The 25,983-nt window shown below is 67.3% G+C and carries 31 protein-coding genes; 16 read left to right on the forward strand and 15 right to left on the reverse strand.

All coding sequences use genetic code 11. From position 1 onward, the window contains the following. Positions 1-2: 2 nt before the first annotated feature. The 4 genes from phoU to AC0CH8_RS06055 all read left to right on the forward strand — a co-directional run bounded on the left by phoU (position 3) and on the right by AC0CH8_RS06055 (position 3,184). Positions 3-686, forward strand: a complete 684-nt coding sequence (gene phoU / locus AC0CH8_RS06040) for a phosphate signaling complex protein PhoU (RefSeq protein ID WP_204195523.1) — start codon at positions 3-5, stop codon at positions 684-686. A 5-nt stretch (positions 687-691) separates the two neighbouring features. Beyond that, entirely contained in the window at positions 692-1,384 is a 693-nt protein-coding gene (gene phoB / locus AC0CH8_RS06045; protein WP_055845339.1) for a phosphate regulon transcriptional regulator PhoB, read from the forward strand. Between the two features lie 121 nt (positions 1,385-1,505). Further along, positions 1,506-1,976 carry a hypothetical protein gene (locus AC0CH8_RS06050; protein ID WP_465239109.1) on the forward strand — a complete coding sequence of 157 codons (471 nt, stop codon included), beginning with the start codon at positions 1,506-1,508 and terminating at the stop codon, positions 1,974-1,976. 119 nt (positions 1,977-2,095) lie between these two features. Then, positions 2,096-3,184, forward strand: coding sequence for a hypothetical protein (locus AC0CH8_RS06055; protein ID WP_465239110.1), 1,089 nt, complete (start codon positions 2,096-2,098; stop codon positions 3,182-3,184). On the opposite strand, the gene AC0CH8_RS06060 is transcribed toward AC0CH8_RS06055, so the two are convergent. Together AC0CH8_RS06060 and epsC are read right to left on the reverse strand one after the other, a co-directional pair. Next, positions 3,162-3,497 (reverse strand): DUF2794 domain-containing protein, encoded by a 336-nt coding sequence (locus AC0CH8_RS06060; protein WP_239474097.1) that lies wholly within the window; start codon positions 3,495-3,497, stop codon positions 3,162-3,164. The genes AC0CH8_RS06055 and AC0CH8_RS06060 overlap by 23 nt on opposite strands. A gap of 13 nt (positions 3,498-3,510) precedes the next feature. Then, positions 3,511-4,194 (reverse strand): serine O-acetyltransferase EpsC, encoded by a 684-nt coding sequence (gene epsC, locus AC0CH8_RS06065; RefSeq protein ID WP_204195527.1) that lies wholly within the window; start codon positions 4,192-4,194, stop codon positions 3,511-3,513. Between the two features lie 210 nt (positions 4,195-4,404). Between epsC and AC0CH8_RS06070 the strand changes: the two genes are divergently transcribed. The 4 genes from AC0CH8_RS06070 (at position 4,405) to AC0CH8_RS06085 (ending at position 7,524) form a co-directional block, all read left to right on the forward strand. Continuing rightward, the gene (locus AC0CH8_RS06070) at positions 4,405-5,169 is read left to right on the forward strand and encodes a sulfite exporter TauE/SafE family protein (RefSeq protein ID WP_204195528.1); all 765 of its coding nucleotides are present in this window, start codon (positions 4,405-4,407) and stop codon (positions 5,167-5,169) included. A 47-nt stretch (positions 5,170-5,216) separates the two neighbouring features. Then, on the forward strand, positions 5,217-6,116 hold the full coding sequence (locus AC0CH8_RS06075; RefSeq protein ID WP_204195529.1) for a hydrogen peroxide-inducible genes activator: 900 nt from the start codon (positions 5,217-5,219) through the stop codon (positions 6,114-6,116). Next, the gene (locus AC0CH8_RS06080) at positions 6,113-6,658 is read left to right on the forward strand and encodes a fasciclin domain-containing protein (protein ID WP_465239111.1); all 546 of its coding nucleotides are present in this window, start codon (positions 6,113-6,115) and stop codon (positions 6,656-6,658) included. Before AC0CH8_RS06075 ends, AC0CH8_RS06080 begins: the two co-directional genes overlap by 4 nt. 119 nt (positions 6,659-6,777) lie before the next feature. Next, complete coding sequence (locus tag AC0CH8_RS06085) at positions 6,778-7,524, forward strand: fasciclin domain-containing protein (protein ID WP_465239112.1); 747 nt, start codon at positions 6,778-6,780, stop codon at positions 7,522-7,524. A gap of 182 nt (positions 7,525-7,706) precedes the next feature. Here the strand turns inward: AC0CH8_RS06085 and AC0CH8_RS06090 are convergent, their stop codons facing one another. From AC0CH8_RS06090 to pgsA, 3 genes are read right to left on the reverse strand one after another with little or no spacing between them, the layout of a single operon-like run. Further along, positions 7,707-8,144: a molybdenum cofactor biosynthesis protein MoaE gene (locus AC0CH8_RS06090; RefSeq protein WP_204195532.1), complete on the reverse strand. Its 438-nt coding sequence runs from the start codon at positions 8,142-8,144 to the stop codon at positions 7,707-7,709. Then, positions 8,144-8,395 (reverse strand): molybdopterin converting factor subunit 1, encoded by a 252-nt coding sequence (moaD, locus tag AC0CH8_RS06095; RefSeq protein WP_211534395.1) that lies wholly within the window; start codon positions 8,393-8,395, stop codon positions 8,144-8,146. The genes AC0CH8_RS06090 and moaD overlap by 1 nt, the downstream gene beginning before the upstream one ends. 5 nt (positions 8,396-8,400) lie before the next feature. Next, positions 8,401-8,952, reverse strand: coding sequence for a CDP-diacylglycerol--glycerol-3-phosphate 3-phosphatidyltransferase (gene pgsA / locus AC0CH8_RS06100; protein ID WP_204195534.1), 552 nt, complete (start codon positions 8,950-8,952; stop codon positions 8,401-8,403). A gap of 114 nt (positions 8,953-9,066) precedes the next feature. On the opposite strand from pgsA, the gene AC0CH8_RS06105 reads away from it, so the two are divergent. After that, entirely contained in the window at positions 9,067-10,356 is a 1,290-nt protein-coding gene (locus AC0CH8_RS06105; RefSeq protein ID WP_204195535.1) for an MFS transporter, read from the forward strand. 6 nt (positions 10,357-10,362) lie between these two features. Here AC0CH8_RS06105 and AC0CH8_RS06110 read toward each other — a convergent pair whose 3' ends face one another. The 4 genes from AC0CH8_RS06110 to AC0CH8_RS06125 all read right to left on the reverse strand — a co-directional run bounded on the left by AC0CH8_RS06110 (position 10,363) and on the right by AC0CH8_RS06125 (position 13,204). Next, positions 10,363-10,530: a hypothetical protein gene (locus AC0CH8_RS06110; RefSeq protein ID WP_465239113.1), complete on the reverse strand. Its 168-nt coding sequence runs from the start codon at positions 10,528-10,530 to the stop codon at positions 10,363-10,365. Positions 10,531-10,661: 131 nt separating this feature from the next. After that, complete coding sequence (locus AC0CH8_RS06115) at positions 10,662-11,939, reverse strand: SPOR domain-containing protein (RefSeq protein ID WP_465239114.1); 1,278 nt, start codon at positions 11,937-11,939, stop codon at positions 10,662-10,664. 15 nt (positions 11,940-11,954) lie between these two features. Beyond that, entirely contained in the window at positions 11,955-12,488 is a 534-nt protein-coding gene (locus tag AC0CH8_RS06120) for a hypothetical protein (RefSeq protein WP_465239115.1), read from the reverse strand. A gap of 5 nt (positions 12,489-12,493) precedes the next feature. Continuing rightward, positions 12,494-13,204 carry an AAA family ATPase gene (locus AC0CH8_RS06125; protein WP_465239116.1) on the reverse strand — a complete coding sequence of 237 codons (711 nt, stop codon included), beginning with the start codon at positions 13,202-13,204 and terminating at the stop codon, positions 12,494-12,496. 155 nt (positions 13,205-13,359) lie between these two features. On the opposite strand from AC0CH8_RS06125, the gene AC0CH8_RS06130 reads away from it, so the two are divergent. Next, a complete protein-coding gene (locus tag AC0CH8_RS06130; RefSeq protein WP_465239117.1) occupies positions 13,360-14,295 on the forward strand; it encodes an SPOR domain-containing protein in 936 nt (311 codons plus the stop codon). A 185-nt stretch (positions 14,296-14,480) separates the two neighbouring features. On the opposite strand, the gene serB is transcribed toward AC0CH8_RS06130, so the two are convergent. Next, on the reverse strand, positions 14,481-15,362 hold the full coding sequence (serB, locus tag AC0CH8_RS06135; protein WP_465239118.1) for a phosphoserine phosphatase SerB: 882 nt from the start codon (positions 15,360-15,362) through the stop codon (positions 14,481-14,483). On the opposite strand from serB, the gene miaA reads away from it, so the two are divergent. From miaA to AC0CH8_RS06160, 5 genes are all read left to right on the forward strand, one after another. Then, on the forward strand, positions 15,355-16,296 hold the full coding sequence (miaA, locus tag AC0CH8_RS06140) for a tRNA (adenosine(37)-N6)-dimethylallyltransferase MiaA (protein ID WP_465239119.1): 942 nt from the start codon (positions 15,355-15,357) through the stop codon (positions 16,294-16,296). The two genes, serB and miaA, sit on opposite strands and share 8 nt — an antisense overlap. Positions 16,297-16,352: 56 nt before the next feature. Then, entirely contained in the window at positions 16,353-18,098 is a 1,746-nt protein-coding gene (locus AC0CH8_RS06145; RefSeq protein ID WP_465239120.1) for an acetolactate synthase 3 large subunit, read from the forward strand. A 146-nt stretch (positions 18,099-18,244) separates the two neighbouring features. Continuing rightward, complete coding sequence (ilvN, locus tag AC0CH8_RS06150; protein WP_465239121.1) at positions 18,245-18,760, forward strand: acetolactate synthase small subunit; 516 nt, start codon at positions 18,245-18,247, stop codon at positions 18,758-18,760. A 126-nt stretch (positions 18,761-18,886) separates the two neighbouring features. Further along, positions 18,887-19,906, forward strand: coding sequence for a ketol-acid reductoisomerase (gene ilvC, locus AC0CH8_RS06155; RefSeq protein WP_465239122.1), 1,020 nt, complete (start codon positions 18,887-18,889; stop codon positions 19,904-19,906). Positions 19,907-20,318: 412 nt separating this feature from the next. Beyond that, entirely contained in the window at positions 20,319-20,921 is a 603-nt protein-coding gene (locus AC0CH8_RS06160) for a YceI family protein (protein WP_204195547.1), read from the forward strand. 35 nt (positions 20,922-20,956) lie between these two features. On the opposite strand, the gene AC0CH8_RS06165 is transcribed toward AC0CH8_RS06160, so the two are convergent. Then, on the reverse strand, positions 20,957-21,355 hold the full coding sequence (locus AC0CH8_RS06165; protein WP_465239123.1) for a BLUF domain-containing protein: 399 nt from the start codon (positions 21,353-21,355) through the stop codon (positions 20,957-20,959). A gap of 248 nt (positions 21,356-21,603) precedes the next feature. Between AC0CH8_RS06165 and leuA the strand changes: the two genes are divergently transcribed. Further along, positions 21,604-23,262 carry a 2-isopropylmalate synthase gene (gene leuA, locus AC0CH8_RS06170; RefSeq protein WP_465239124.1) on the forward strand — a complete coding sequence of 553 codons (1,659 nt, stop codon included), beginning with the start codon at positions 21,604-21,606 and terminating at the stop codon, positions 23,260-23,262. A gap of 77 nt (positions 23,263-23,339) precedes the next feature. On the opposite strand, the gene AC0CH8_RS06175 is transcribed toward leuA, so the two are convergent. The 4 genes from AC0CH8_RS06175 to folE all read right to left on the reverse strand — a co-directional run bounded on the left by AC0CH8_RS06175 (position 23,340) and on the right by folE (position 25,944). Then, positions 23,340-23,930, reverse strand: coding sequence for a PEPxxWA-CTERM sorting domain-containing protein (locus AC0CH8_RS06175; RefSeq protein WP_465239125.1), 591 nt, complete (start codon positions 23,928-23,930; stop codon positions 23,340-23,342). 295 nt (positions 23,931-24,225) lie between these two features. Beyond that, the gene (locus AC0CH8_RS06180; protein WP_465239126.1) at positions 24,226-24,582 is read right to left on the reverse strand and encodes a dihydroneopterin aldolase; all 357 of its coding nucleotides are present in this window, start codon (positions 24,580-24,582) and stop codon (positions 24,226-24,228) included. Then, entirely contained in the window at positions 24,575-25,327 is a 753-nt protein-coding gene (locus AC0CH8_RS06185; RefSeq protein WP_465239127.1) for an SDR family oxidoreductase, read from the reverse strand. Before AC0CH8_RS06185 ends, AC0CH8_RS06180 begins: the two co-directional genes overlap by 8 nt. After that, positions 25,324-25,944: a GTP cyclohydrolase I FolE gene (gene folE, locus AC0CH8_RS06190; RefSeq protein ID WP_465239128.1), complete on the reverse strand. Its 621-nt coding sequence runs from the start codon at positions 25,942-25,944 to the stop codon at positions 25,324-25,326. The genes AC0CH8_RS06185 and folE overlap by 4 nt, the downstream gene beginning before the upstream one ends. Positions 25,945-25,983 lie beyond the last annotated feature (39 nt).

A 25,983-nucleotide genomic window follows, 5' to 3' on the forward strand; every position in this document is an offset into this window, starting at 1 on the left:
CCATGAACGACCATACCGTCAAGGCTTTCGACAACGATATCGGGCAGTTGCGCGGCCTCATCAGCCAAATGGGCGGGCTGGCCGAGGACGCCATCGAAAAGGCTATGCGCGCGCTCCAGCGCAGCGACCTCGATCTCGCGGTCGAGGTACGCAGCGGCGACAAGGCGATCGACACGATCGAGGCGGAGGTCGAACGCATGGCCGTCCGCATCATCGCGTTGCGCGCACCGATGGCGAACGACCTGCGCGAGGTCGTCGCGGCGCTGAAGATCGCGGGCGTGGTCGAGCGGATCGGCGACTACGCGAAGAACATCGCCAAGCGCGTGCCGCTGATCGAAAGCGATCACCGGATCGAGCCGATCTCGATCCTGCCGGCGATGGGCCGGATGGCGTCCGAAATGGTGCGCGACGCGCTCGACGCCTTCGCCGCGCGCGATGCCGAGGGCGCGGTGCGCGTCTGCGAAAGCGACACCGCGCTCGACGATTTCTACGACAGCATCTTCCGGACGCTCGTGACCCACATGGTCGAGAATCCGAAGACGATCAGCCAGGTCGCGCACCTGTTGTTCGTCGCGAAGAACCTGGAACGCATCGGCGATCATGCGACGAACGTCGCAGAGATGGTCTATTTCGCCGCCACCGGCACCCAGATGGTCGAACGCGAACGCGGCGGCAGAGAGGTCTGAACGACATGGCACGGGTCAAGATGCTGTTGGTCGAGGATGATGCCGCGCTGGCGGAGCTCCTGACATTCCATTTCCGGCGCGAGGATTTCGAGGTCGTGCATACGCCCGACGGCGAGGAGGCGCTGCTGCTCGCACGCGAGGCCGCGCCCGACATCGTGCTGCTCGACTGGATGGTCGAGGGGCTGTCGGGGATCGAGGTGTGCCGCCGCCTGCGCCGTGCCCCCGAGACGCAGAACGTGCCGATCATCATGCTCACCGCCCGCGGCGAGGAAGAGGACCGGGTCCGCGGGCTGGAAACCGGCGCAGACGATTACGTGACCAAGCCCTTCTCCCCGCGCGAACTCGTCGCGCGCGTCGGTGCGGTGCTGCGCCGCGTTCGTCCCGCGCTGGCGGGCGAGGCGCTGACCTATGCCGACATCGAGATGGACACGGTCGGCCACAAGGTGAAGCGCGGGGGCGAGATGGTACCGCTCGGCCCTACGGAATTCCGGTTGCTGAAGCATTTCCTGGAGCATCCGGGCTGGGTGTTCTCGCGCGAGCGGCTGCTCGACGCGGTGTGGGGGCACGACAGCGATATCGAGAGCCGCACCGTCGACGTGCATATCCGCCGGCTGCGCAAGGCAATCAATATCGGCGACCGGCCGGATATTATCCGCACCGTCCGATCGGCCGGTTATTCGCTTGATTCAGAAGGCTAAAGGTAACGGCGTAGACACGGCTGTTGGAATCGGTTGCGAAACGAAGGAGCGAACTCGAAGTTGGGGCGTTGGGTCGCCTGCGTGTTTCGAAAATTCGCGCTTCAGATTTCAGGAGACTCCTATGAAGTTCATCCTCTTGGCCGCCACGGCCCTGATCGCTGCTCCGGTCATCGCCCAGACCTCGGGCTCCACCGGCACCAGTTCGCCGACGACCTCCGGCGCAGCGACGACCACGGCACCGGCCGACCAGACCGCACCGGCGGATCAGGCCGCTCCCGCCGCCGCGGATCCAGCGATGACGCAGCAGACGCCGGACACGGGTGCCGCGACCGATCCGGCCGCCGCAGCCGCGCCGGCTCCCGCCCCCGCGCAGACCAATTCGGCTCCGTCGGGCATGAGCACGGGCGGCGATCCCGTCGGCGGCTACGCACCGCAGACGCCGCCGACCGCTTCGGGTGCGCCCGGCGCACCGGTGGTGTTCCAGCCTTCGGCCAGCCCGGCACAGGCATTCCCGGCCCCCGCGCCGCTGGAAAGCTACCCGGTCTGCAAGAAGGGCCAGTACGACAAGTGCCGTCAGCGCGGCGGCAAGTAAGGTCGCACCAGCCTGATCGATCAGGGCGTCCCGCGATAAGCGGGGCGCCCTTTTTCGTGGGCGAACGTCATTGTCCGCGGCACGGGCCGTCGCTACGCTGCTCCCAAGGGGAAGCGACGATGTATAGCGAAGCCGAAATCGACGAGGCGGTCACCGCGGGCGTGCTGTCAGCCGCCTCGGCGGAGTCTTTCCGAGGGTTCGTAGCCCTGCGTCGCGCCACGCCGGCCGCGGACGAGGAGCAGTTCCGGCTGATCACCGGCTTCAACGACATCTTTGTCGCGATCGCCATCGTGCTGTTGCTGGTCGCGATGTGGCAGGTCGGCGATGCGCTCTGGTCGCCGCTGTCGGCGCTGGCCATCGCCGCCACCTCCTGGGGGCTGGCGGAGTATTTCACCCGCGTTCGCCGCATGGCGCTGCCCAGCATCCTGCTGCTGTTGGCCTTTGCGGGCGGTGTGGCAGGGTTCGTCGGCATGGCGCTTTTCATAGGGCTGGAGGCCATCGGCGCCGTCGACGCCCAGCCTCAGGTCGTCTTGGAAGGTGCTCCCCGCGCCGTTTCCTATGAACGGTTGCAGGCGGGACTCGGCGCGATCACCGCAGCGCTGACGGTCGGCGCGACCTGGCTGCACTGGCGGCGGTTCCACGTGCCGATCACGATCGCGGCGGGCGCAGCAGCCGTGGTCGCCGTCGCGGTGTCGATCGTCGTCGCGATCCTACCCTCGGTCATGAGCGTGGCGTGGGCGGCGTTGCTCGTCGGCGGGCTTGGGGTGTTCGCCTTCGCCATGCGCTGGGACCTGTCCGACCGAGAGCGGCGGACGCGGCGCGCGGACGTCGCGTTCTGGCTTCATCTCGCCGCCGCACCGATGATCGCCCACTCGCTGTTCAACCTGCTCGGCGTGTTCGAGGGCGATATGGGCGTCGGCACCGCCGCGGTCGTGCTGATCCTGTACGTGGCGTTTGCGGTGGTGGCGCTGGCGACGGACCGGCGCGCACTGCTCGTGTCCGGCCTCGCCTATGTGCTGTACGCAATGGCGGCGATCATCCGCCAGTCGGGCGCGGTCGAGTTGAGCGCGGCGCTTACGGCACTGGTCATCGGCTCCGCGCTGCTGAGCCTGTCGGCCTTCTGGCAGACGATGCGGCAGCCGATCGTGGCAGGCCTGGGCGCCTGGGGTCAGCGGCTGCCGCCCGCTATTCCTCGACCAGCTTCATGAGGCGGCGCTCGACCGGGGCCAGCACGGGGCCGAGGTCGTGGCCCCGCTTCAGCACCGCGCCGGCCTCCCCCACCAGCGCCCACATGCCCTGACGCTGACGTAGCGCCGGACGTTTCTCGACCCGGATCTCGGGCCGCTCGGCGGTGCGCCGGAAGGCGGAGAACACCGCCGCCTCCCGCCCAAGCTCGATCGCATAATCGCGCCAGTGGCCGGCCGCGACCATCCGCCCGTACAGGTCGAGGATGCGCGTGAGTTCGGCACGGTCGAACCCGACCTGCGCGTCCTTTCGCGAGGGAAACGGCACGACGCCCATCAGGCCGCGACCATCATGCGCGATCACGCTCGCGATGCGCATCCTGCTCCTCCAGCAGCGAATCGAGTCGGCGTCGAAGCTGCTCGACCTCGCAGCGCAGGATTTCCATCTTCTGAGTCTGCGGATCGAAATTTTCGGAACAGGGTGTACCGTATGGCACGAACCGGCCGCGCGGCTCGACGCCGCCTTCGACGGTGGTGGGGCGTGCCGGGATACCGACCATCACCGCGCCTTCGGGCACGTCGCGCGTCACCACCGCATTGGCCCCGACCCGCGAGCGGCGGCCGAGCGTGATCGGCCCCAGCACCTGCGCGCCCGATCCGATGATCGCGCCGTCCATCACCGTCGGGTGACGCTTGCCACCGACACCGTTGTCCGGACTGGTCCCGCCCAGCGTCACGCACTGGTAGATCGTGACATCGTCGCCGATGTGCGCGGTTTCGCCGATCACCACGAAACCGTGGTCGATGAAGAAGTTGCGGCCGATCGTCGCGCCCGGATGGATGTCGATCGCGGTCCAGGCCCGCGTCCAGTGGTTGACCGCACGGGCGAGGAAGAACAGCCGTGCGCGAAACAGCCGGTTCGCGATGCGGTGCCCGGCGAGCGCCCAGACGCCCGGATACAGCAGCACCTCCGCGCGGCTGCGCGGGGCCGGATCGCGGGCGCGGATCGAATCGATATAGGTGCGAAGGCCCATTCCAGTCCCCTGCGCGGCCCTCCGCGCGCTCCAAGAAACACGCGGTCCTCCGCGCGTCCAGCGCGCGATTTAGGTGCTCGCCGCGCCGAAATCCAGACGCGGCCGACAATCGGGGGCTGATCGCGGCGTCCGGCACGACTCGGCTGAAAGCCTATCTTTGTTGTGGATATTGCCGCGTCCGGCCACGTTCATGGTCACGAAAGGACATCCATGCCCGATTTCGCCGCGTTCGATTATTCCTCCATCCTGCCCTTCATCGCGATCGGTTTCGCCGCGCAGGTGGTCGACGGCGCGCTCGGCATGGCGTTCGGCGTGATCTCCAACACCGCCCTGCTGTGGATCGGCGTTCCGCCCGCGGCGGCGTCGGCGGGCGTGCATACCGTCGAGACGTTCACGACCGCGGTGTCGGGGGTCAGCCATGTCCTGCATCGCAACGTGAACTGGAAGCTGTTCTTTCGCCTCGTCATCCCCGGCATCATCGGCGGCGTGCTCGGCGCATACCTGTTGTCGAACATCTCCGCGGCGGCGGCCAAGCCGTTCATCCTCGCCTATCTGTCGGGGATCGGCATCTATCTGCTCGTCCGCGCCTTCCGTTATCCGCCGCAGCACAAGGAGCCCAAGGTCGTCGAGCCGCTCGGGTTGATCGGCGGCTTCCTCGATGCGGCGGGCGGCGGCGGCTGGGGGCCGGTGGTGACGTCGAACCTGCTCGTGCAGGGCGCGACTCCGCGGACGACGATCGGCACCGTCAACACCGTCGAGTTCTTCCTGACGCTGACGATCTCGATCACGTTCCTCACGCAACTCGGCTGGGCGGCGTTCACGGTGGCGACGATCGGCTTGCTGATCGGCGGCGTCATCGCCGCGCCATTCGGAGCGATCCTGGCGAAGCGCGTGCCAGCCAAGACGTTGCTGGCGCTGGTCGGCGTGATCCTCATCATCACCAGCCTCTTCGGCCTGTGGCGGGCACTGCACTGATCCCCCCTGCCCTTTGAATGTCGCGGCGGGCTGGGCTAACGGCGGGCATGGCCGCAACCTACCTGCCGACCCTCAAGCAGCTGCAATATCTGGTCGCCCTGCGCGATCACGGGCATTTCGGGCGCGCCGCCGATGCCAGCTTCGTGACGCAGTCGACCCTGTCCGCCGGCCTGCGCGATCTGGAAACGCTGATCGGCGTGACGCTGGTCGAACGCACCCGCCGCGTCGTGCGCTTCACGCCGGTGGGGGAGCGGATCGTCGACAAGGCGCGGCGCGTCCTGCGCGAGGCCGAGGAGCTGGGCGATCTCGCCCGTGCCGCCGGCCGGCCGCTGACCGGCGAGATGCGGATGAGCGTCATCCCCACGATCGCGCCGTTCATGCTGCCACGCATCCTGCCCCGCCTGCGCCGTGACTATCCCGACCTCAAGCTGTTCCTGCGCGAGGAGCCGAGCGGGCCGGCGTGCGAGGGCCTGCACAACGGCCGCACCGATTGCGTGCTGCTGGCGCTACCCTTCGCATGCGGAGAGGTGGCGTCCGAACCGCTGTTCGACGACCGGCTCTATGTCGCGTTCCAGCAGGGCGAGGGCGAACCGCCCGCCTCCATTCCCGCCGCCGCCATCGACGAGACGCGGCTGTTGCTGCTGGAGGACGGGCATTGCCTGAAGGATCATGCGCTGTCCGCGTGCAACCGTCCGGAACTGCGGGCGGAGGCGACGATGATGGGCACGTCGCTGCACACGATCGTGCAGATGGTCGACAACGGGCTCGGCGTGACCATGCTGCCCGAGATGGCCGTGAACGCGGGCATTCTCGACCATACCAGCGTCACCGCGCGGCCACTGGATGCCGCGAACGCCGTTCGCCACATCGCCTTGGTGTGGCGGCGTGCGTCGCCGCGCGAGAGCGATTTCCGCCTGCTCGCCGGTGTATTGAAGGATCATTCTTGAAGCATTTCACGGCGCTTGCCGCCCTTTGCTCGCTGGCCGGCTGCGTTGCGGCGATCCCTGTCGTCGCACCGCCGCCGATGGTGCTCGCGCCCGAACAGCGGAACTTGGCGGCGGAGATCGCCGCGCGTCCCGATCTGTCGATCTTCTCGGCGCAACTCGCGGCGAGCGGCGATACACGCCTTGCCGCGGCACCGCCGATGACGGTGTTCGCGACCCAGGACGACGCCTATGCGCGGCTGGCGCCGGGGGTCGTGCCCGCGATGCTGACGGAGGAGAACCGGCCGCTGCTGACGAAGGTCGTGGCGTACCATATCGTACCCGGCGCTCTCGATCCGGTGGAATTGCGGCGGCGCGTCGCCGCCGGAAACGGCCGCGCGACCCTCGTCACGCTGGCGGGCGATCCGCTGGTCGTGACGCTGACCGGCACGACGCTGACGCTGACCGATGTCGATGGCGATGTCGGCTATGTCGGTGAGGACGTGCGGCGGCCGAACGGAATCCTGTATTCGGTGAACGGCTTCCTCGCCCCCGCCGTGGAGTAGCCGCGACCGAACGATCGATCCTGTATCGGCTTCGCTTCATCGTGGGTTTGTGACATTTCGGCTTCACATTCGTTCTGTGAACTCCATGATATATTGCAGAGCAACACGGGAGTGATCGAATGTTTCATGCCGGGACCAAGAATGTCCGCGTCATCCTCGCCGCCGGGACCGCGCTGATCGCGACGCCGGTCGTTGCAGTACCATATGCAACCGCTACGGCGGTGGCGCCGCAGGCTGCCGTCGGCCGTACGCCGATGACCGCGCCTGCCCAAACGGCCCAGGCTACCCAGACGGCGCCGCAAGCCGCGCCCGCAGGCCAGGCCGCGCCTGGCGGCCAAGCCGCACCGGCGGGTCAGGCCACTCCGGCGCAGGCCGCTCCTGCGGCACCCGCCGCCGCACCGGCACCGGCCGCCACCACCACGATCGCGGCAGCGCTGCCGACCCTGCCGAACCACGCCACACTATTGAAGCTGGTGACGGCCGCGAAGCTCGAGGCGCAGCTCGCCGGTCCGGGTCCGTTCACGGTCTTCGCCCCCGATGACGGAGCGTTCGCGCGCCTGCCCGCGGGCACGCTCGATGCCTTCCTCGCCCCGGCCAATGCGCCCACGCTGGCGACGATCCTGAAGAACCACATCGTCGCGGGCTCGATGGACGAGGCGCAGATCCGCGCCGCGATCACCGCCGGCGGCGGGCGCGCAACGATCCCGACGCTCTCCGGCCAGCCGCTGATCGCGACGATCGATCAAGGTTCGGTGCTTCTGACCGACGCCGTCGGCAACAAGAGCTACATCGACAAGCCCGATCTGCGCCAGACCAACGGCGTGATCCATTCGACCAACGGCATCAGCCTGCCCAAGATCGGCTAGGCCGTTTCTCTCCCCTCCCCTCGAGGGAGGGGGGTCCCCACCCCAGTCATCTCCGGCACGCGAGGCGGTGGAGGGAAAGCCACGAGCGGCATCGCTTGCTTCTGCCCCTCCGTCACGCCTGCGGCGTGCCACCTCCCCGTGCCGGGGAGGACTGCATGTCACCCTGAAGGAAGATGCCGGGCTCACGCCCCCCAGCGCGCCGCCGCTGTATCGTCGGCGGCGCGCGGTTCGACCCAGGTACTCGCGGCACCGCGCGTTTCGCGTTTCCAGAACGGGGCGTCGGTTTTCAGCCGGTCGATCAGATAGGCACAGGCCTCCAGCGCCGCACCGCGATGGGCCGCAGCCGCGGCCACGAACACGATCCGCTCGCCCGGATGCATCGCACCGACGCGGTGGACGATCGTCGCTGCGGTCAGCGACCAGCGCGCGGTCGCTTCCTCCGCCAGGCGGTGCAGCGCCGCCTCGGTCGCGCCCGGATAATGTTCCAGTTCCAGCGTACCGACGCCGTCGTCGGCGCGGACCAGTCCGGTGAAGGTCGCCACGGCACCCACTCCGTCTTCGACCCGCGTCATCTCGGCGGCGATGTCGATCGGATCGGGCGAGACGAGGATGCGGATCATCAACCGCCCGTCACTGGCGGGAAGATCGCGATCTCCCTCGCCCCTGCGATCGGCGCATCCAGCGCCACGAACGCCTGATCCACCGCGCACCTCAGCCGGCCGCGATCGGCGAAGGCACGGGCATGCCCGTCGCTGCGGCCGGCGAGCCAGTCGATCAGACCGGCGACCGTTGCGACCTCCGCCGGCGGGGTCACGTCCTCTTGGCCGATACCGACAGCTTCACGGACCCAGGCGAAATACAGCACACGCATCACGCTCAATCCATGTGCTTCAGGCCGACGCGCAGATAGTCCCAGCCGGTGATCGCCGTCAGCGCCGCCGCACCCCACAGGCTGGCGAGCCCGACGACCTTGATCCACTCCGCCTGTGGCAACGCGCCGCCCAGGATCAGCGCGCCGAGCGACACGAGTTGCAGCGTCGTCTTCCATTTGGCGAGCCGCGACACCGGCATCGACACGTGCAGCGGCGCGAGGAACTCCCGCAGGCCGGACACCGCGATCTCGCGCAGCAGGATGATCAGCGCGGCGACGATGCTGAACCCCTCGATATCGCGAGTCGCCACCAGCATCAGGATGACGGCGGCGACCATGATCTTGTCGGCGATCGGATCGAGGAACACGCCGAGCCGCGACACCGCGCCGTTGCTGCGCGCCAGATATCCGTCGAAATAATCGGTGATGCCCATCAGGCAGTACAGCGCAAAGGCGAGCGCATAGCCGGCCGGCCAGTGCGGCCACCACAGCAGCCCGACCAGCAGCGGCACCGCGACGATCCGCGACAGGGTCAGCAGGTTGGGCAGTGTCAGCATCGGGGGCGACTCCTAACCCCCTATGGCGGAACCGCAACCGGATTGAGCATGGCGCGGGCTCGCGCGCTCGGCTAAGTGCCGTTCGTTCGTAAACGACCGAGGCCGGCGTCCGTCATGATAAATGCCTTGGGGCTGTTGAAGCAGCGCCGCTTCCTGCCTCTGTTCACCACCCAGTTTCTCGGCGCCTTCAACGACAATCTGTTCAAGACGTCGATGGTGTTGTTCGCAACTTACGCGATCTTCGACGATGCCAAGCACGAAGCCAATTTCAATGCCCTGGCAACCGGCATCGCCATTTTTCCCTTCTTCCTGCTCTCCGCGCTGGCCGGCCAGCTGGCTGATAGTCACGACAAGGCGCGGATCATCCGGCTGGTGAAGTCGGCGGAGATCGGGATCATGGCGGTGGGAGCCGCGGGACTCGTGGTCGCGCGGGCGGGGCACATCAATCTCGGCGTCGGGTTGATGCTGTTCGCGGTGCTGTTGCTCGGTACGCACTCGACCTTCTTCGGGCCGATAAAATACGCGATCCTGCCGCAACACCTCGCCCCCTGCGACGTGCTGGGGGGCACGGGGCTGGTCGAGGCGGGCACCTATCTGGCAATCCTGCTCGGCACCGTCGTCGCCGGCTGGATCTCGATCGACGGTGCGGCGGTGCTGGTGCTGGTGATCGCCATCATCGGTTGGTTCGCCGGGCGTCACGTCCCGCCGGCTCCGCGTGAAGGACCGCCGCTGAAGCTGAACTACAACCCGTTCACCGCGTCGTGGCGCCTGATTTCCGCGACGATGCATATCCCGCGGCTGTTCCTGGCGATCTGCGCGATCAGCTTCTTCTGGACGATCGGATCGGTCCTCATCATCGTCTTCCCGCCGCTGGTGAAGAACGTGCTGACCGCCGACGAACGTGTCGCGAGTGCGGTGATCGCGGTGTTTTCGGTTGGCGTCGCGATCGGCTCCGTCGTCATCAACTCGATGCTGAAAGGTCGGATTTCGGCCCGCTATTCGCCCGTATCGGTGATCGCGATGGGCGCGTTGGTCTGCGTCTTCTCGTTCCTGTCGCGCAACTGGACTCCCGCGCCGGCGGGGCAACTCTACGGCTGGGCGGGCTTCGTGGCGCAGCCGGGCGCGATCCCGATCCTGGTGACGCTGCTGCTGATCGCCGTCACAGGCGGCATGTTCGTGGTGCCGCTCTACGCGTTCCTGACGACGACGGTGGAGAAGGATCAGACCGCGCGGACGGTGGCGGCGAACAATGTCGTCAATGCCGGGGCGATGACGATCGGCGCGGTCGCGGTGCTGTTCATCACCGGGCTTGGCGTCACGCCGGAGGACATGCTGTTCCTGGTGGCGGGCATGTGCCTCGTGTCCGCATGGATCGCGCAGAAGCTCCACCGCGCCTGCGATTGAGCCCCGTCAGATCAGGAACGTGTAGAAGCAGGTGAAGAACGCCGCGAAGCTGAGCAGGAACAGCTTCCAGTCGTGATCCTCGCTGCGGACGGCCCCTACGGCAGGCACGCGCGGCAGCGTCTGGCGGAAGGGATGCCTTGCGGCTTCGTTGGTCAGGACAAGGCGTCGTTTCATGGCGCATGTGTTAACGCGCCGTTTACGAATTGGACCAGCGACAAAAATGGTTAACCGCCACCCGTCCGGCGATGGGACGGATAGCGGTTAACGCGCCCGCCCTCCCCCACTCGGAGAGGCGATCGGGAATATCAGCGCGAGGCGACCTGCAAGCCCGGCTTCCGCAGCCACTGCGCCATCGCGTCGCCGGCGTTGCGGCGAACGAAACAGGCACCGCCGCGTGCACGATATTTCGTGCAGAGCGCCACCGCCTGCGTGCGATCGAACCCGCCGATCGACAGGCGATAGAAGTCGCTGCCGCCGGTCTTGAACATCATCCCCTGAGGCGTGTGCCCGGCGAGTGCGGAAAAGCGCCGCGTCATCCGTCCCCACGCGTCGCGCGCAACGCCGGGCGCACCGAACGCGCCGAGCTGGACCTGCCAGTCGCCCGAACGGACCGCCGGCTGCGCCGCTGCACGCTGGCGCAGGATCGCAGCGAAGGACACCTTGGCGGGCGCCTTGTCGGCGGCGATCAGGATCGACGGCTGCATCGGCAGCGGCTGCACGACTTCCTTGCGAGGACCGAATACGACAGGCGCGAGCAGCGGCGTGGGCAGCGGCTCCGCGGCAGGGACGATCGCGACGACCTTCTCGACCGGCTCCGCCTCGGCGACAGAAGCCGCTTCGGGCGCAGCGGCGGTCATCGTCGGCGCGGCGGACAGCGCCAGCGTCACCGGCTGGCCGCTATCGGCGACCGGATGCACGCCGAGCAACGTCGCGACCTGATCGGACGCGGCGGCGGGCTGCGCGAAGCTGGCCCATTCCTGCATGCGGTGGTCGACATCGGCGGGCGACAGATCGGCGGACGCGGCGGCCCGCGCCATCGTCCAGTCACCGGCCAGCGCCAGCGCCAGCGCGAGGTTCTGCCGCACGGTCGCGGTTGCCCCCGGCAGGCGCGCAGCCTGCGTCAGCAACGCGACGCCGCCCGCCGGATCACCGGCCAGCGCCATCGCCAGTCCGCGATCGGCCAACGCGATCTGGTTCGCATGATCGATCAGCGTCGTGCGCGCCGTCGCGAAATCACCCGTCGCGATCTGCATCAGCGCTAGGTTCAGCGCGGTCGCGCCGTCGTCCGGTGCCAGCGACAGCGCGTCGGCATAGGCTGCGCGTGCCGACTGGAAGCGACCGGCCTGAAGATAGCTCTTCGCCAGCAGCACGCGGTAATTGGCGACGGACGGTGCGGCGGCGACCGCCGCCTCCGCCTCGCCGATCGCGAGCGCGGGGCGATGCTTGTCCAGGGCCTTGCCCGCCTTGCGAGCGTGATCGGCGGGGCTGCCCTTGGCGGCGTCGCCACCGATGGCGCTGCCCGCCATCACCGTGCCGATCGCCAGCGCCGAGAGGCCGAGCGAGAACAGCGTGCGCGTCTTCATGTCATCGACTCCGGATCAGGCGGTACGGCGGGCCTTGGGTGCGGGCAGCTGTTCGATCAGCGCCTCCACCTCGGGCATCGTGTTCAGGAAGGCGTCGAGCGCGTCGGCGACCAGCGCCTGCGCCGAGCGGTTCGCGACCGCACTCGCCAGCCGCAGCCGCAGGTGTCGATCGGTGTCGAGGCGCAGCGTGAAGGCGGCCTTGCCGCGCTTCGTCTGGGCGGCGCTGTCGCGCCCGATCCGGGCGGCGGTGGCGATCGATACCGGCCGCGCCTCGACCCGCTCGCGCAGCACGGCGCGTTCGGTCAGCACCGGCGGCGCTTCGACGGGCAACGACACGGGCGCTTCCGCGACGGGTACGACGGACGGCTCGGGTGCCGCTACAGCCGCGACGACAGGCTCCCCGCCCATGTCGTTCCAGCCGAGATCGTCGGCGCTGACCGCCATAGTCTGCGGCGTGTGGGACATGGCGAAGGCCTGGCTGCGCATCGCGGGCCGGGCCTGCCCCTTGCGGGCGAGCAGTTGCGAGGAAAGCGAGGCGAGCGGCTTCATGCCCCTTACCCCACCACGCGACGGCCGAAGCCCGACGCGGCCGGGCGCTGGCCGAAGCCGACGGTGCCCGGAACCGCGAATACGGTTCGGCGAAAATTCTTCTCGAGGCGATCGGAGACATAGGTCCACAGCGCCTCGACCTCTGCCGCCGATTTGCCGTTCGGATCGGTTTCCATGACCGTGCGGCCGTCGATCATCGACGCGGCGAAGTCGGTGCGCTGGTGGATCGTGATCGGTGCGACCGTGCCGTGCTGCGACAGCGCGACCGCGGCCTCCGACGTAATCCGCGCCTTGGGCGTGGCGGCGTTGACGACGAACACCAGCGGCTTGCCCGCACGGTCGCAGATGTCGACCGTGGCCCCCACCGCGCGCAGGTCGTGCGGGCTGGGACGCGTTGGCACCAGCACCAGTTCGGCGACCTGGATGACGCTTTGGATCGCCACGGTGATCGCCGGCGGCGTGTCGATCATCGCCAGCTTGAAGCCCTGCTGGCGCAGCACCTCCAGATCGGCGGCCAGCCGTGCCACGGTAGTCTGCGCGAAGGCGGGAAACTCCGCCTCCCGCTCGTTCCACCATTCGGACAACGACCCCTGCGGATCGATATCGATCAGCACGACGGGTCCTGCGCCGGCGCGTTGCGCCTGCACGGCGAGATGGCCAGACAAGGTGGTCTTGCCCGATCCGCCTTTTTGCGATGCCAACGCGAGAACGCGCATAGTTCCCCGACACTCCTGTAAGTCGATCGGGGAAGTGACACGCGCGTCCCTAATAACTCGTTAAATCTCTCGCTTTAGAAATACCCCGGACGAACAACGCCGGTGAACGCGATCTTGACCAAAGACCACGGTACACCGGGCTCGAGGAACGGACGATGACGAAGCTGCTGCCATCACTGGTGTCCGCATTGGTGCTGACGATAACCGCCGCGCCCGCGGCGGCGGATGTGAAGACCGGCGTCGATGCGTGGGGCCGCGGCGAATATGCGCGTGCGGTGCAGGAGTGGCGGACACCGGCGGTGCAGGGAGACCCCGACGCGCAGTTCAATCTGGCGCAGGCGTACAAGCTGGGCCGCGGCGTGCCAGTCGACCCGGCGCAGGCGGAAAGCTGGTTCCGCAAGGCCGCCGATCAAGGCCATCAGCAGGCACAGGACAATTACGGTCTCGCGCTGTTCCAGGGGGGCCACAAGGAACAGGCCGCGCCGTGGCTGTTCAAGTCCGCCGACCGCGGCGAGGCGCGCGCGCAACTCGTACTGGGCACGATGCTGTTCAACGGCGACGGCGTGCCCCGCGACTATCCGCGCGCCTATGCGCTGATGACGCGCGCGTCTCAGGCCGGCTTGCAGTCGGCAGGTACGACGCTGGCACAGATGGACCAATATGTCTCCGCCGAAGACCGCCAGCGCGGGCTGGCGCTGGCGCAGGAATATGCGGTGGGCTCGGTGATGCCGGACCTGCCGGGGGTGGCAACGACCACGCCGGTGAAAGCCGTGAAATCGGCGTCTGTGGTGAAGCCCGTCGCGATCCCGGCCTCCGTGCTGCGTGAGCCGGTCCTGCGCGCCGAGCCGAAGACCGTCGCCAGACCGCCGGCAAAGACCGGAGCATGGCGGGTGCAGCTCGGCGCCTTCCGCGATCGCGGCAATGCGGAGGGATTGTGGAGGCAGGTTCGCGGTAAGCTCGGCGGCGCGGGACCGGCCTATGTAGCGGGCGGCGGGGTCACCCGGTTGCAGGCGACCGGCTTTATGAACAAGGCGGAGGCACAGCGCGCGTGCAAGGCCGTGGCGGCATCGTGCGTGGTGGTTGCGCCGTAGAGTTCTTGACGGGCTCGTTCCGGCATCCGCCGTTCCGCAGATGTGATTTGAGCTGACACCGCAAAACCATCTTCTCCCCTCCCCTTCAGGGGAGGGGCTTGGGGTGGGGCGATGCCGCGAGTACATCGCCTGAGGGGAGGCCCCACCCCAACCCTGCCCTGAAGGGGAGGGAGTAGAAAGTTTGGCTACACTCCGACCCAATCCGCCCGCGCGATGCCCTGTGCATAGAGCAGCGCCGTCAGGTCGGCATTCTCGACCCGCGCGCCGGCCGCCGCCGCGACGATCGGCTTGGCGCGAAACGCCACGCCCAGCCCCGCCGCGCAGATCATCGGCAGGTCGTTGGCGCCGTCGCCGACCGCCAGCGTATCCCCGTGCGACAGATCGAGGCGTGCGGTTTCCGCCGCCAGCGTCGCCTCCTTTGTCCCGGCATCGACGATCGGCTTCGCAACGGTGCCGGTGAGCTTGCCGTCCGCGACGAGCAGCACGTTGGCGATCGCGCGGTGGAAACCGATCTCCGCCGCCACCGGCTCGGCGAAGCGCGTGAAGCCGCCGGACACCAGCACGCAGGTCGCGCCCCGCGCCCGCATCGTCTGCACCAGCGGCTTCGCGCCCGGCATGATCCGCACGCGTTCGGCCAGACACTGGGCGATCACCGCCTCGTCCAGCCCCGCGAGCAGCGCGACGCGGGCGTCCAGCGCCCCCGCGAAGTCCAGTTCGCCGCGCATAGCCGCCTCGGTCACGGCCGAAACCTGCGCCTTGATCCCGGCATAGTCCGCCAGTTCGTCGATGCATTCGACGGTAATCATCGTCGAATCCATGTCGGCGATCAGCAACCGCTTCTCGCGCGCGGTCGCCGGCTGCACGATCGCATCGACGCCGGGCAGCAGCCCTTCGAGCACCGCCCTGCCCGCCTCGGGTTCCGCGGAGAAGACCAGATCGGCGGCCACGCCTTCGTCCAGCCATGTCGAAGCCCCCGGCGCGCAGCCGGCGTCACGCAGCGCGTCCAGCGCCACCGATACGTCTCCCGCCCGGAGCGTCTCTGCTGCTATCAGCGTCGCCATGAACATCGTCGATCTCCCACCGGCGGCTGAGCGGCCAAGGCTGGCGCTCATCGCAGGGCCGACCGCCAGCGGCAAGTCCGCCGCCGCGATCGCGCTGGCGGAACACGCCGATGGCGTGGTCGTCAACGCCGACGCCAGTCAGGTCTACGCCGACCTGCGCATCCTCAGCGCACGCCCGTCGGAGGAGGACGAGGCACGCGTGCCGCACCGCCTGTTCGGCTATATCGACGGCGCAGAGAGCTGCTCCGCCGCGCGCTGGGCGGGCGATGCCGCCGCCGCGATCCACGCGATCCACGCGGAGGGCAAGCTGCCGGTGCTGGCGGGCGGCACCGGCCTGTATATCCGCACGCTGCTCGACGGCATTGCTCCGGTGCCCGACATCGATCCGGCGATCCGTGCCGACGTACGCGCCCTGCCCGTGGCGGTCGCCCACGATCGGCTGGCGACGCTCGACCCCGCCGCCGCCGCCCGCCTCGCACCCGCCGACACCACCCGAGTCGCGCGCGCGCTGGAGGTGGTTCTGTCGACCGGACGATCGCTGGCGGCGTGGCAGGCGGAACGCAGCGGCGGGATCGGCGACCGCGTTGCGCTCCAGCCGCTCATCCTGCTTCCTGATCGAGCTGCGCTGATTGCACGCTGCGACGCGCGGCTGGCGGCGATGTTCGCCGGTGGCGCGTTCGAGGAAGTCGCCAGATTATTGAGACGCAACGATATTCCCCCCGACGCCCCCGTCCGTCGCGCCATCGGCGTGCCGGAAATCGCGGCGATGCTGGCCGGCGATGCGAGCCGGGAAGAGGCACTCGCGGGGGCGCGGCTGGCGACGCGCCGTTATGCCAAGCGCCAATATACGTGGTTCCGGCACCAGCCACCCGCTGACTGGCCGAGATCAGAAAGTTTCTCCCAAGAGACTTTAAATGAAATATTCTGTCTTTCGGGTTGACGCGCAGGAAAGCGTCCTTTAGCGGGACGGCCATTCCCAACAGGTGGAGACGTGACGTGACCGAGCAAAGCGGAGCAGACATCCTCGTCGAGGCGCTGTGCGATCTCGGCGTGGAGGTCGTGTTCGGCTATCCGGGCGGTGCCGTCCTGCCGATCTACGATGCGCTCTTCCGGTCGGGCCGGATCAAGCACATCCTCGTCCGGCACGAACAGGCCGCGACGCATGCGGCAGAGGGCTATGCCCGCTCCACCGGCAAGCCCGGCGTCGTCCTCGTCACCTCCGGCCCCGGCGCGACCAATGCCGTCACCGGAATCACCGATGCGCTGATGGACTCGATCCCGATGGTCGTCATCACGGGTCAGGTCCCGACCGCGCTGATCGGCACCGACGCTTTCCAGGAAGCGGATACGGTCGGCATCACGCGCCACTGTTCCAAGCACAATTATCTGGTGAAGGACCCGGCCAAGCTCGGCGCGATCATCCACGAGGCGTTCCACATCGCCACCAAGGGTCGTCCCGGTCCGGTCGTCGTCGACATTCCCAAGGACGTTCAGGTCGCAACCGCCGCCTACACGAAGCCGGGCGCGATCCAGCACAAGACCTATCGCCCGCAGGTGAAGGCGGACCGTGCCGCGATCGAGCAGGTCGTCGACATGCTCGCCGTGGCGGAGCGGCCCGTTCTTTACACCGGCGGCGGCATCATCAATTCGGGTCCGGCGGCGTCGCAGATGCTGGCGGAACTGGCGCGGCTGACCGGTGCGCCCGTCACCTCGACGTTGATGGGCCTGGGCTGCTTCCCAGCGTCGTCGCCGCAGTTCCTCGGCATGCTCGGCATGCACGGGACGTACGAGGCGAACATGGCGATGAACCAGGCCGATCTGGTCGTCGCGATCGGTGCGCGGTTCGACGATCGCGTCACCGGGCGGCTGGACGCGTTCAGCCCGAACAGCCGCAAGGTTCATATCGACATCGACCGCTCGTCGATCAACAAGACGGTGCGGATCGACCTGCCGATCGTCGCCGATGCCGGCCATGCGATGGAAGACATGGTCCGCATCTGGAAAAGCCGCCAGCATCCGAAGCCGGACACGCGCGAGTGGTGGAGCAGGATCGCCGAATGGCGCGCGGTCGCCTGCCTGTCGTTCCCGGAGGTCGGCAACGACATCATGCCGCAACGCGCGATCCGCGCCTTGTGGGAGGCGACCCACGCCCGCCAGCCGATCATCACGACCGAAGTCGGCCAGCACCAGATGTGGGCCGCGCAGCATTTCGGATTTGAGCTGCCCAACAAGTGGCTCACGTCCGGCGGGCTCGGCACGATGGGCTATGGCCTGCCCGCCGCGATCGGCGCGCAACTCGGCAATCCGAACGCGCTGGTCATCGACATTGCCGGCGAAGCATCGATCCAGATGAATATCCAGGAACTGGCGACGGCGACTCAGTATCGCCTGCCGGTCAAGATCTTCATCCTGAACAACCAGTATATGGGCATGGTCCGCCAGTGGCAGGAACTGACCTATTCCTCACGCTATGCGGAGAGCTATTCGGAATCGCTCCCCGACTTCGTGAAGCTCGGCGAGGCGTACGGGTGGAAGGGTATTCGCATCGAGACTCGCGATCAGCTCGACGCAGGCATCGCCGACATGCTCGCCTATGACGGGCCGGTGATCGTCGACTGCATGGTGTCGCAGCTGACAAACTGCTTCCCGATGATCCCGTCGGGCGCGGCGCATACCGACATGATCCTTCAGGCGAACGAGGTATCGGGCACGATGGACGACGAGGCCAAGGCCCTCGTCTGACCGTCTCCCTCCCTGTCAGGGGAGGGGCCGGGGGTGGGTAAAATGCTCGCGACCCAGCGCGGCATACCCCCAGCTCTCCGTACATCGCCCAGACGCCACCCACCCCCAGCCCCTCCCTTGCAAGGGAGGGGAGTTGAGGACCCGGAATGCACATCAAGACCGAAGCCGCCGAACGCCACACGCTGGCCGTGATCGTCGACAACGAGCCGGGCATCCTCGCCCGGATCGCCGGGCTGTTCACCGCGCGCGGCTATAATATCGAGAGCCTGACGGTGTCCGAGATCACCGAGGACAAGGCGGTCAGCCGCATCACGATCGTCACCAGCGCATCGCCGCCGGTGATGGAGCAAATCATGGCGCAGCTCGATCGGCTCGTCCCCGTCCATCGCGTCACCGACCTGACCGTCGCGGGCGAACACGTCGAACGCGAACTCGCGCTCGTGAAGGTGGCCGGCGTCGGCGACAAGCGGATCGAGGCGATGCGCCTCGCCGAGGTCTATCGCGGTCGGGTAGTCGATGCGACCACGTCCAGCTTCGTGTTCGAAGTCACCGGCGGCCGCGACAAGATCGACAAGTTCGTGGAACTGATGGCGGAGGTCGGGCTGGTCGAAGTCGCCCGCACCGGCATCGTCGCCATCTCCCGCGGTCGCGAGGCCGCCTAATCCTTACCACTCAACCAACCTCCGTCGCCCCGGCGCACGCCGGGGTCTCCCGGAGAGGGAGCACACCCTCACCGCGAGATGCCGGCGTCCGCCGGCATGACGGCCTTCGAAAAGGGACCTGAACCAATGCGTGTCTATTACGATCGCGACGCCGACCTGAACCTCGTCACCGACAAGAAGATCGCCATCGTCGGCTACGGCTCGCAGGGGCATGCCCATGCGCAGAACCTGCGCGACTCCGGCGTCAAGGACGTGGCGATCGCCCTGCGCGAGGGTTCGGCGACCGCGAAGAAGGCGCAGGACGCCGGCTTCAAGGTGCTGTCCAACCGCGAGGCGGCACAGTGGGCCGACATCGTCATGATCCTCGCCCCCGACGAGCATCAGGCGGCGATCTGGGACACCGACCTGAAGGGTCATATGAAGCCGGGCGCGGCGCTCGCCTTCGCGCATGGTCTGAACGTGCATTTCGGCCTGATCGAGCCGCCCGCGGACATCGACGTCATCATGATCGCGCCCAAGGGCCCCGGCCACACCGTGCGCAGCGAATACGTCAAGGGCGGCGGCGTGCCGTGTCTGATCGCGGTGCATCAGGACGCCAGCGGCAACGCGCATGACGTCGCGCTCGCCTATGCGTCGGGCGTCGGCGGCGGCCGTTCGGGCATCATCGAAACGAACTTCAAGGAAGAGTGCGAAACCGACCTGTTCGGCGAGCAGGCCGTGCTGTGCGGCGGCATCACCCACCTGATCCAGGCCGGCTTCGAGACGCTGGTCGAGGCCGGCTACGCCCCGGAAATGGCGTATTTCGAATGCCTCCACGAGACGAAGCTGATCGTCGACCTGCTGTACGAGGGCGGTATCGCCAACATGCGCTACTCGATCTCGAACACCGCCGAATATGGCGACATCGTCACCGGGCCGCGGATCATCACCGACGAGACCAAGGCGGAAATGAAGCGCGTGCTGGCCGACATCCAGTCGGGCCGCTTCGTCCAGAAGTTCGTCCTCGACAACCGCGCCGGTCAGCCCGAACTGAAGGCGTCGCGCAAGCAGGCCGCCGCGCACCCGATCGAGAAGGTCGGCAGCGAGTTGCGCGCGATGATGCCGTGGATCGGCGCGAACAAGCTGGTCGACAAGGCGAAGAACTGAGACACGCTGCCACTGCTCCCCTCGTTCACCGAGGGGAGCAGTAGTCTCGGGTCCGGTCCCGCTCCAGTTCGGTGATATTGCCGGCGCGAGATTGCCGTAGGACTCGTGTCGCGCGCGTTCCGGCCAGCCTTGCTGTCCCGATTTTACGTCGTCCGCCTCGATCTCGACCACGGTTGGTTCGGTCGCGGCCCGACACACCGGCCGCTGCGGTGACGGACAGGCCCAGCGTCGTCACGCTGGCGGCAAGTGCAATCCGCATCGTGATGAATTCCCGGGAAGATCCGCGAACCGGTCGAACGTCATCGAACGTTGCCTTGCTCTCCAACTCGCGAAACCGATCGTTGCCGCTTTGGTCGTTTGACAAGGGCCGCATCGGCCCGCACCTCCTGTGCCATCAACAGGAGGATTATCCATGCGTTTCGCGCTTCCCGTCGCGGCTCTGTTCGCCGTCGCCGCCCCCGTCATCGCTCAGGGCCTGCCCGGCACCGCCAACACGGCGCTGGTCAAGGCCGGCACCTATCAGGTCGATCCCAATCACACGCAGGTGACGTGGACCGTCAATCATATGGGCTTTTCCATGTTGTCGGGTCAGTTCGGTGCCGGCTCCGGTTCGATTACGATCGATCCCGCCAAGCCCGCGGCGACGAAGGTCGATGTGACCTTCCCCGTCGACCAGCTGTCGACCACCGCGGCTCGGTTCACGGAGCATCTGAAGTCGAAGGATTTCTTCGACGTCGCCAACAATCCGACCGCGCGCTTCGTCTCGACCGGCGTGACGCCGACCGCGAACGGCGCGACGGTGACCGGCAACCTGACGCTGAAGGGCGTGACCAAGCCGGTGACGTTGCAGGCGAAGTTCGTCGGGGCGGGCGATAACCCAATGAGCAAGAAGCTGAACTTCGGCTTTCACGCGACCGGCACGATCAACCGCAGCGATTTCGGCCTCGGCTATGCCGTGCCGGCGGTGGCCGACAAGGTCGACCTGACGATCAACGCGGCCTTCTCGGCCTCGTAACGACCGACGGGCGGCGTCCTCGACGCCGCCCGCTCTCAGGCCGTACGCCGGGTCGCGATCAGGCCGGTGAAGGTCGCGCGGACGCTGTCGCTGGCACCCGCCAGCAGCCGCGCGACCTTGCCGTCGAACGTGTCCGCCTCGTCCGTCGGCAGGCGATAGGCCATCGACCAATTGCCGAACTCGCGCGTCGTGATCGTGCGATCCGATAATATGACGACCGCATGATGACGGGGATCGGCCTTGATCCGCGCGAAGGTCGCGGCGACGGGTCCCTCGTCCCCCTCCAGCACTTGCAGAAACCGCGTCCCGTCCGTGTAGAGCAGTCCGGTCACGCCGGCCGCGTCGTTGTTGCGGCGGGAAATCATCAGGATGTTGCCGACGCTGACCTCCGGAACGCTCGGCGGGCGGGAACTGACGTAAAGAAGTTGGCGCACGCGGAGTTTCCCTGATGTTGCAGGCGTTCGGACGGGCTCCTAACGCGCCGCTGTCCGGACATCGCTGACCTGCATCAGCCGAGCGGACTTTACCATACTGGACAATCGGTCGTCGTCGCGCCACAGGATGCGTCATGCCGGCCAACCGCCTCGATCCGCGACTTATCCGCCCCTAGGGGCGCGACCACGGCCAGCGCACCTGGGGGACGATAGCGGCCACCCTCCCCTTCTCGCCGAAAGGCTCCGCCATGTTGCGCAATCCCTCCGAAAAATATCGCCCCTTTCCGCCGATCGCCCTGCCCGATCGGCAATGGCCGTCGCGTACGATCACGCAGGCACCCCGCTGGCTGTCGACCGACCTGCGCGACGGCAATCAGGCGCTGATCGATCCGATGGACGCGGAAAAGAAGACCCGGCTGTTCGATCTGCTGGTGAAGGTAGGATTGAAGGAGATCGAGGTCGGTTTCCCCAGCGCGGGCGCGACCGAGTTCGACTTCATCTCCGGATTGGTGCGCGACGATCGCATCCCCGACGACGTGCACATCCAGGTGCTGACCCAATCGCGCCGCGACTTGATCGAGACGAGCTTCAAAAGCCTCGACGGCGCGAAGCAGGCGATCGTCCACCTCTACAACGCGGTCAGCCCGGCGTGGCGCAAGATCGTGTTCGGCATGACCCGCGACGAAGTGAAGGCGATCGCCGTCGCCGGCGCGAAGGTGCTGCGCGACGAGGCGGCCAAGCGGCCCGATACCGCGTGGCAGTTCGAATATTCGCCGGAGACGTTCTCCACCGCCGAACTCGATTTCTCGGTCGAGGTTTGCGAGGCGGTGATGGACGTGCTGCAACCGACGCCGGATCGCCCGATCATCTTCAACCTGCCCGCGACCGTCGAGTGCGCGACGCCCAACGTCTATGCCGACCAGATCGAATGGTTCGGCCGCAACATCCGCAACCGCGACTCGGTGGTGATCTCGCTCCACACCCACAACGATCGCGGCACCGGTGTCGCCGCGGCGGAACTGGGGATGATGGCCGGCGCCGACCGGGTGGAGGGCTGCCTGCTCGGCAATGGCGAGCGCACCGGGAATTGCGATCTCGTGACCGTCGCGCTGAACATGTACACGCAGGGGATCGATCCCAAGCTGGACCTGTCGGACATCGACGCGGTCGTGAACACGATCAACTATTGCACCAACCTGCCCGTCCATCCGCGCACGCCCTATGCCGGCGATCTGGTGTTCACGGCGTTTTCCGGATCGCATCAGGACGCGATCAAGAAGGGATTCGCGGCGCAGGCGACCCGCAACGACGGGCTGTGGGAAGTCCCCTATCTGCCGATCGACCCCGCCGATCTCGGCCGCAGCTACGAAGCGGTCATCCGCGTCAACTCGCAATCGGGCAAGGGCGGCGTCGCCTGGGTGATCGAGCAGGACAAGGGCCTGAAGCTGCCCAAGCGCTTGCAGGCCGATTTCAGTCGCCATGTTCAGGCGCTGGCGGACGAAACGAGTCGCGAACTGGGCGCGGCCGACATTTGGGGCCGGTTCGAAGCGACCTATCTGCCGCGCAACGACGACCGCTTCGTGCTGCGCGATTACGAGGAGAGCGGCATTGCCGGCCAGCGCCTGTTCGTCGGCAGGGTCGCGGTCGATGGCGAGGAGCGATCGATCTCAGGCCGCGGCAACGGCCTGATCTCCGGCGTGATCGCCGCGCTGGGCGATACGACGGGACCGACGCTCGACGTGGTCGATTATTCGGAGCACGCGATCGGCCATGGTGCCGATGCGCAGGCCGCCGCTTATGTCGAGTGCCGGACGGACGACGGCCGCACCGTCTTTGGCGTCGGGCTGGACACCGACATCGCCACCGCCAGCGTGCGCGCGGTGCTCAGCGCCGCCAACCGCGTCTAGCGCGGAGCCCGGTAAGGCAGACACGAAAACGCCGCCGGTCTTCCGACCGGCGGCGTCCTTCGTACTGCTACAGCAGATCAGGCGTAACGGACGCTGACCTTCTGGCGACGACGCATCGCGCCACCGACCATGCCGAAGCCACCGATCATCATCGCCCACGTCGCCGGCTCCGGCACCGCACCGGCGCCCGACGGCGTGTAGGTGAAGGTGATCGATCCGCTGTTCCAGACACCGTCCGGCGCGACCGAGCCATCGTCGAAATCCTCGAAGAATTCGAGGCGCAGGATGCCGTCCGCGCCAACGGTGAAGTCGAGGCCGAGATCGGTCAGGCTGGCCGAGTCAGCATAGCTGGCGGTGCCCGAGAAGTTGTCGGCGAAGCCCGGATTCAGGAACACGCCTTCGGACAGGTCCGAGCTGGTGAATCCCAGCGTCGCTTCCGAAAGCCAGCTTGGTGAGAATGCGGTCAACGACACGTTGTAGGCTACGTCGGTGATACGCGAATTCGCGCCGATATTGACCGTGAAGACGTCGTTGAGAGCGTCGCCAAGTTCGCCGAAGCTCTGGGCGCCGGCAACATTGAACACATAAGTATCGGCGGATGCCGCAGCCGGAAGCGCCACTGCAGCGAATGCGGAAGCAACGATAGCAGTCTTGATAAAGGTCTTCATGGGTCCAACCCCCGTTGGCAGCGACCCCGCGGAAACTCCCGCGGACCCGCGCTGACGATCGTCCTCACCTTATGATGAAGTACGATCCAGATGCGGCGGCGCACGATATGTCGCTGCGCCTCCGGGGATGATTTGTGAACAACCTGTTAACGAAAAACAAGCGCTAAATCAGAACATTGCAAATTAGCTTGACATTCGATTGTAACGTTGCGGCCGATGCGGCCACAGCTGGAATAATGCATCGCAGCATGAATTCCGCCGGAACAAATTTAGCCGGCACGCGTGATGACGGAGATCAGCCGTTTCTGTGTCGCCGGATTTCACATCCGATCACGGCGTCGGGATAGATGTCGGTTTTCGACGTCCGGACGCGGACCGCCTGCACACGTTCGTCGCTCATGCATAGCGACGCGACGGCATCGCACAGCGTCTCCTGGAGCGCGAATCGGCGTTCCGCCGCAAGCGCGAGGATGCCGGTGCGAACGAAGTCGTAATCCAGCACCTCGGCGATCGAGTCGGCAGTGGGCGGCCGGTCATAGCCGACGGTCATCTCCACCGTCACCAGCACCCGCTGTGGCTCGACCTCGTGCGGGTGAATGCCCAGGCGGATCATCACCGCCAGTCCTTCGAGGATGGTCGTGTACTCAGCCATCGGCACCCTCGAACATCACGTCGCCGTCGCGCTTCAGGAATCGTTGGCCGCAGTCGACGAACAGGTTCTGGCCCGTGACGCTGCGCGCGCCGATCAGGTACACGACAGCGTCCGCGACAGCCTCCGCGCCGACGGGGCGCTGGAGCAGGTTGGCGCGCGCGACCCGCTCAAACGCCGCATCGCTCTGGTCGCCGCTCTTCAGCGTCAGGCCGGGCGACACGGCGTTGACCCGGACGCGCGGCGCGAACGCCTGCGCCATCATTTCGGTCGCCCCCGCCAGTGCGATCTTGGCGCAGCTATACGAGAAGAAGTCGGGGTTCGGATTCGCCAGCTTCTGATCGATCAGATTGACCACCGCGCCCTCGGCCAGATCCTCCTGCGCCGCCAGTGCGGAGGCGAGCAGCGACGGCGCGGTGCAGTTGATCGCGTAAAGCCGTGCCGCCAGATTCGTGTCGATCCCGTCCGGTCGATCGAACTCGAACGCGGAGGCGCTGTTGACGAGGCCGTGGATGGCGCCGCCCGCCGCATCCCGCGCGCGCGCGAACAGCGTCGACACCGCCGCGGTATCGGCGAGATCGCCCTGCACCGTCACGCCGCCGATCTCGACCGCCAGCCGCTCCGCATCGTCGCGCGAGCCGCCATAGTGGATCACGACCCGGTGCCCCGCCCCGGCCAGCCCCCGCGCGATCGCCGCGCCGAGTCGCTTCGCACCACCGGTCACCAGGATCGTCTGCGCGCCGATCACCCCTTCTGCCCCATCAGCGCGAGCACTTCCTTGCGGCTGCGATCGTCGTCGCGGAACACGCCCATCATGCGGCTGGTGACCATCGCGACTCCCGGCGTGCGGACGCCGCGCGCCGTCATGCAGGCGTGGCTCGCCTCGATCACCACCGCGACGCCGAGCGGCTTCAGGTGGTTCCAGATACAGTCGGCGACCTCCGCCGTCAGCCGCTCCTGCACCTGCAACCGGCGCGCGAAGCCATGCAGCACGCGCGCCAGCTTCGAGATGCCGACGACGTGATCGCGCGGCAGATAGGCGATGTGCGCGCGGCCGATGATCGGGGCCATGTGATGTTCGCAATGCGACTGGAACGGGATGTCCTTCAGCAGCACGATCTCGTCATACCCGCCGACCTCCTCGAAGATACGCGACAGATGCATCGACGGGTCCTCGCCGTAACCGGCGCAGTATTCCCGCCACGCCCGCGCGACGCGGCGCGGCGTGTCGACCAGCCCCTCGCGACCCGGATCGTCGCCGGCCCAGGCGATCAGCGTCCGGACCGCCTCCGCCACATGCGGAGGAACGACGATCTTTCCGTCACTTCCGATCAGGTCGCCATCCTCGGGACTGGCTTCGCTCATGATATCCTCCTCGCAACCAAGACCGCCGTCCGGCGGTTG

Source organism: Sphingomonas sp. AC435 (assembly GCF_979253005.1).

Coding starts and splice junctions, on each gene's coding strand:
- phoU (WP_204195523.1), top strand. CDS start 3: ATGAACGACCATACCGTCAAGGCTTTCGACAACGATATCGGGCAGTTG.
- phoB (WP_055845339.1), top strand. CDS start 692: ATGGCACGGGTCAAGATGCTGTTGGTCGAGGATGATGCCGCGCTGGCG.
- AC0CH8_RS06050 (WP_465239109.1), top strand. CDS start 1,506: ATGAAGTTCATCCTCTTGGCCGCCACGGCCCTGATCGCTGCTCCGGTC.
- AC0CH8_RS06055 (WP_465239110.1), top strand. CDS start 2,096: ATGTATAGCGAAGCCGAAATCGACGAGGCGGTCACCGCGGGCGTGCTG.
- AC0CH8_RS06060 (WP_239474097.1), bottom strand. CDS start 3,497: ATGGGCGTCGTGCCGTTTCCCTCGCGAAAGGACGCGCAGGTCGGGTTC.
- epsC (WP_204195527.1), bottom strand. CDS start 4,194: ATGGGCCTTCGCACCTATATCGATTCGATCCGCGCCCGCGATCCGGCC.
- AC0CH8_RS06070 (WP_204195528.1), top strand. CDS start 4,405: ATGCCCGATTTCGCCGCGTTCGATTATTCCTCCATCCTGCCCTTCATC.
- AC0CH8_RS06075 (WP_204195529.1), top strand. CDS start 5,217: ATGGCCGCAACCTACCTGCCGACCCTCAAGCAGCTGCAATATCTGGTC.
- AC0CH8_RS06085 (WP_465239112.1), top strand. CDS start 6,778: ATGTTTCATGCCGGGACCAAGAATGTCCGCGTCATCCTCGCCGCCGGG.
- AC0CH8_RS06090 (WP_204195532.1), bottom strand. CDS start 8,144: ATGATCCGCATCCTCGTCTCGCCCGATCCGATCGACATCGCCGCCGAG.
- moaD (WP_211534395.1), bottom strand. CDS start 8,395: ATGCGTGTGCTGTATTTCGCCTGGGTCCGTGAAGCTGTCGGTATCGGC.
- pgsA (WP_204195534.1), bottom strand. CDS start 8,952: ATGCTGACACTGCCCAACCTGCTGACCCTGTCGCGGATCGTCGCGGTG.
- AC0CH8_RS06105 (WP_204195535.1), top strand. CDS start 9,067: ATGATAAATGCCTTGGGGCTGTTGAAGCAGCGCCGCTTCCTGCCTCTG.
- AC0CH8_RS06110 (WP_465239113.1), bottom strand. CDS start 10,530: ATGAAACGACGCCTTGTCCTGACCAACGAAGCCGCAAGGCATCCCTTC.
- AC0CH8_RS06115 (WP_465239114.1), bottom strand. CDS start 11,939: ATGAAGACGCGCACGCTGTTCTCGCTCGGCCTCTCGGCGCTGGCGATC.
- AC0CH8_RS06120 (WP_465239115.1), bottom strand. CDS start 12,488: ATGAAGCCGCTCGCCTCGCTTTCCTCGCAACTGCTCGCCCGCAAGGGG.
- AC0CH8_RS06125 (WP_465239116.1), bottom strand. CDS start 13,204: ATGCGCGTTCTCGCGTTGGCATCGCAAAAAGGCGGATCGGGCAAGACC.
- AC0CH8_RS06130 (WP_465239117.1), top strand. CDS start 13,360: ATGACGAAGCTGCTGCCATCACTGGTGTCCGCATTGGTGCTGACGATA.
- miaA (WP_465239119.1), top strand. CDS start 15,355: ATGAACATCGTCGATCTCCCACCGGCGGCTGAGCGGCCAAGGCTGGCG.
- serB (WP_465239118.1), bottom strand. CDS start 15,362: ATGTTCATGGCGACGCTGATAGCAGCAGAGACGCTCCGGGCGGGAGAC.
- ilvN (WP_465239121.1), top strand. CDS start 18,245: ATGCACATCAAGACCGAAGCCGCCGAACGCCACACGCTGGCCGTGATC.
- ilvC (WP_465239122.1), top strand. CDS start 18,887: ATGCGTGTCTATTACGATCGCGACGCCGACCTGAACCTCGTCACCGAC.
- AC0CH8_RS06160 (WP_204195547.1), top strand. CDS start 20,319: ATGCGTTTCGCGCTTCCCGTCGCGGCTCTGTTCGCCGTCGCCGCCCCC.
- leuA (WP_465239124.1), top strand. CDS start 21,604: ATGTTGCGCAATCCCTCCGAAAAATATCGCCCCTTTCCGCCGATCGCC.
- AC0CH8_RS06175 (WP_465239125.1), bottom strand. CDS start 23,930: ATGAAGACCTTTATCAAGACTGCTATCGTTGCTTCCGCATTCGCTGCA.
- AC0CH8_RS06180 (WP_465239126.1), bottom strand. CDS start 24,582: ATGGCTGAGTACACGACCATCCTCGAAGGACTGGCGGTGATGATCCGC.
- folE (WP_465239128.1), bottom strand. CDS start 25,944: ATGAGCGAAGCCAGTCCCGAGGATGGCGACCTGATCGGAAGTGACGGA.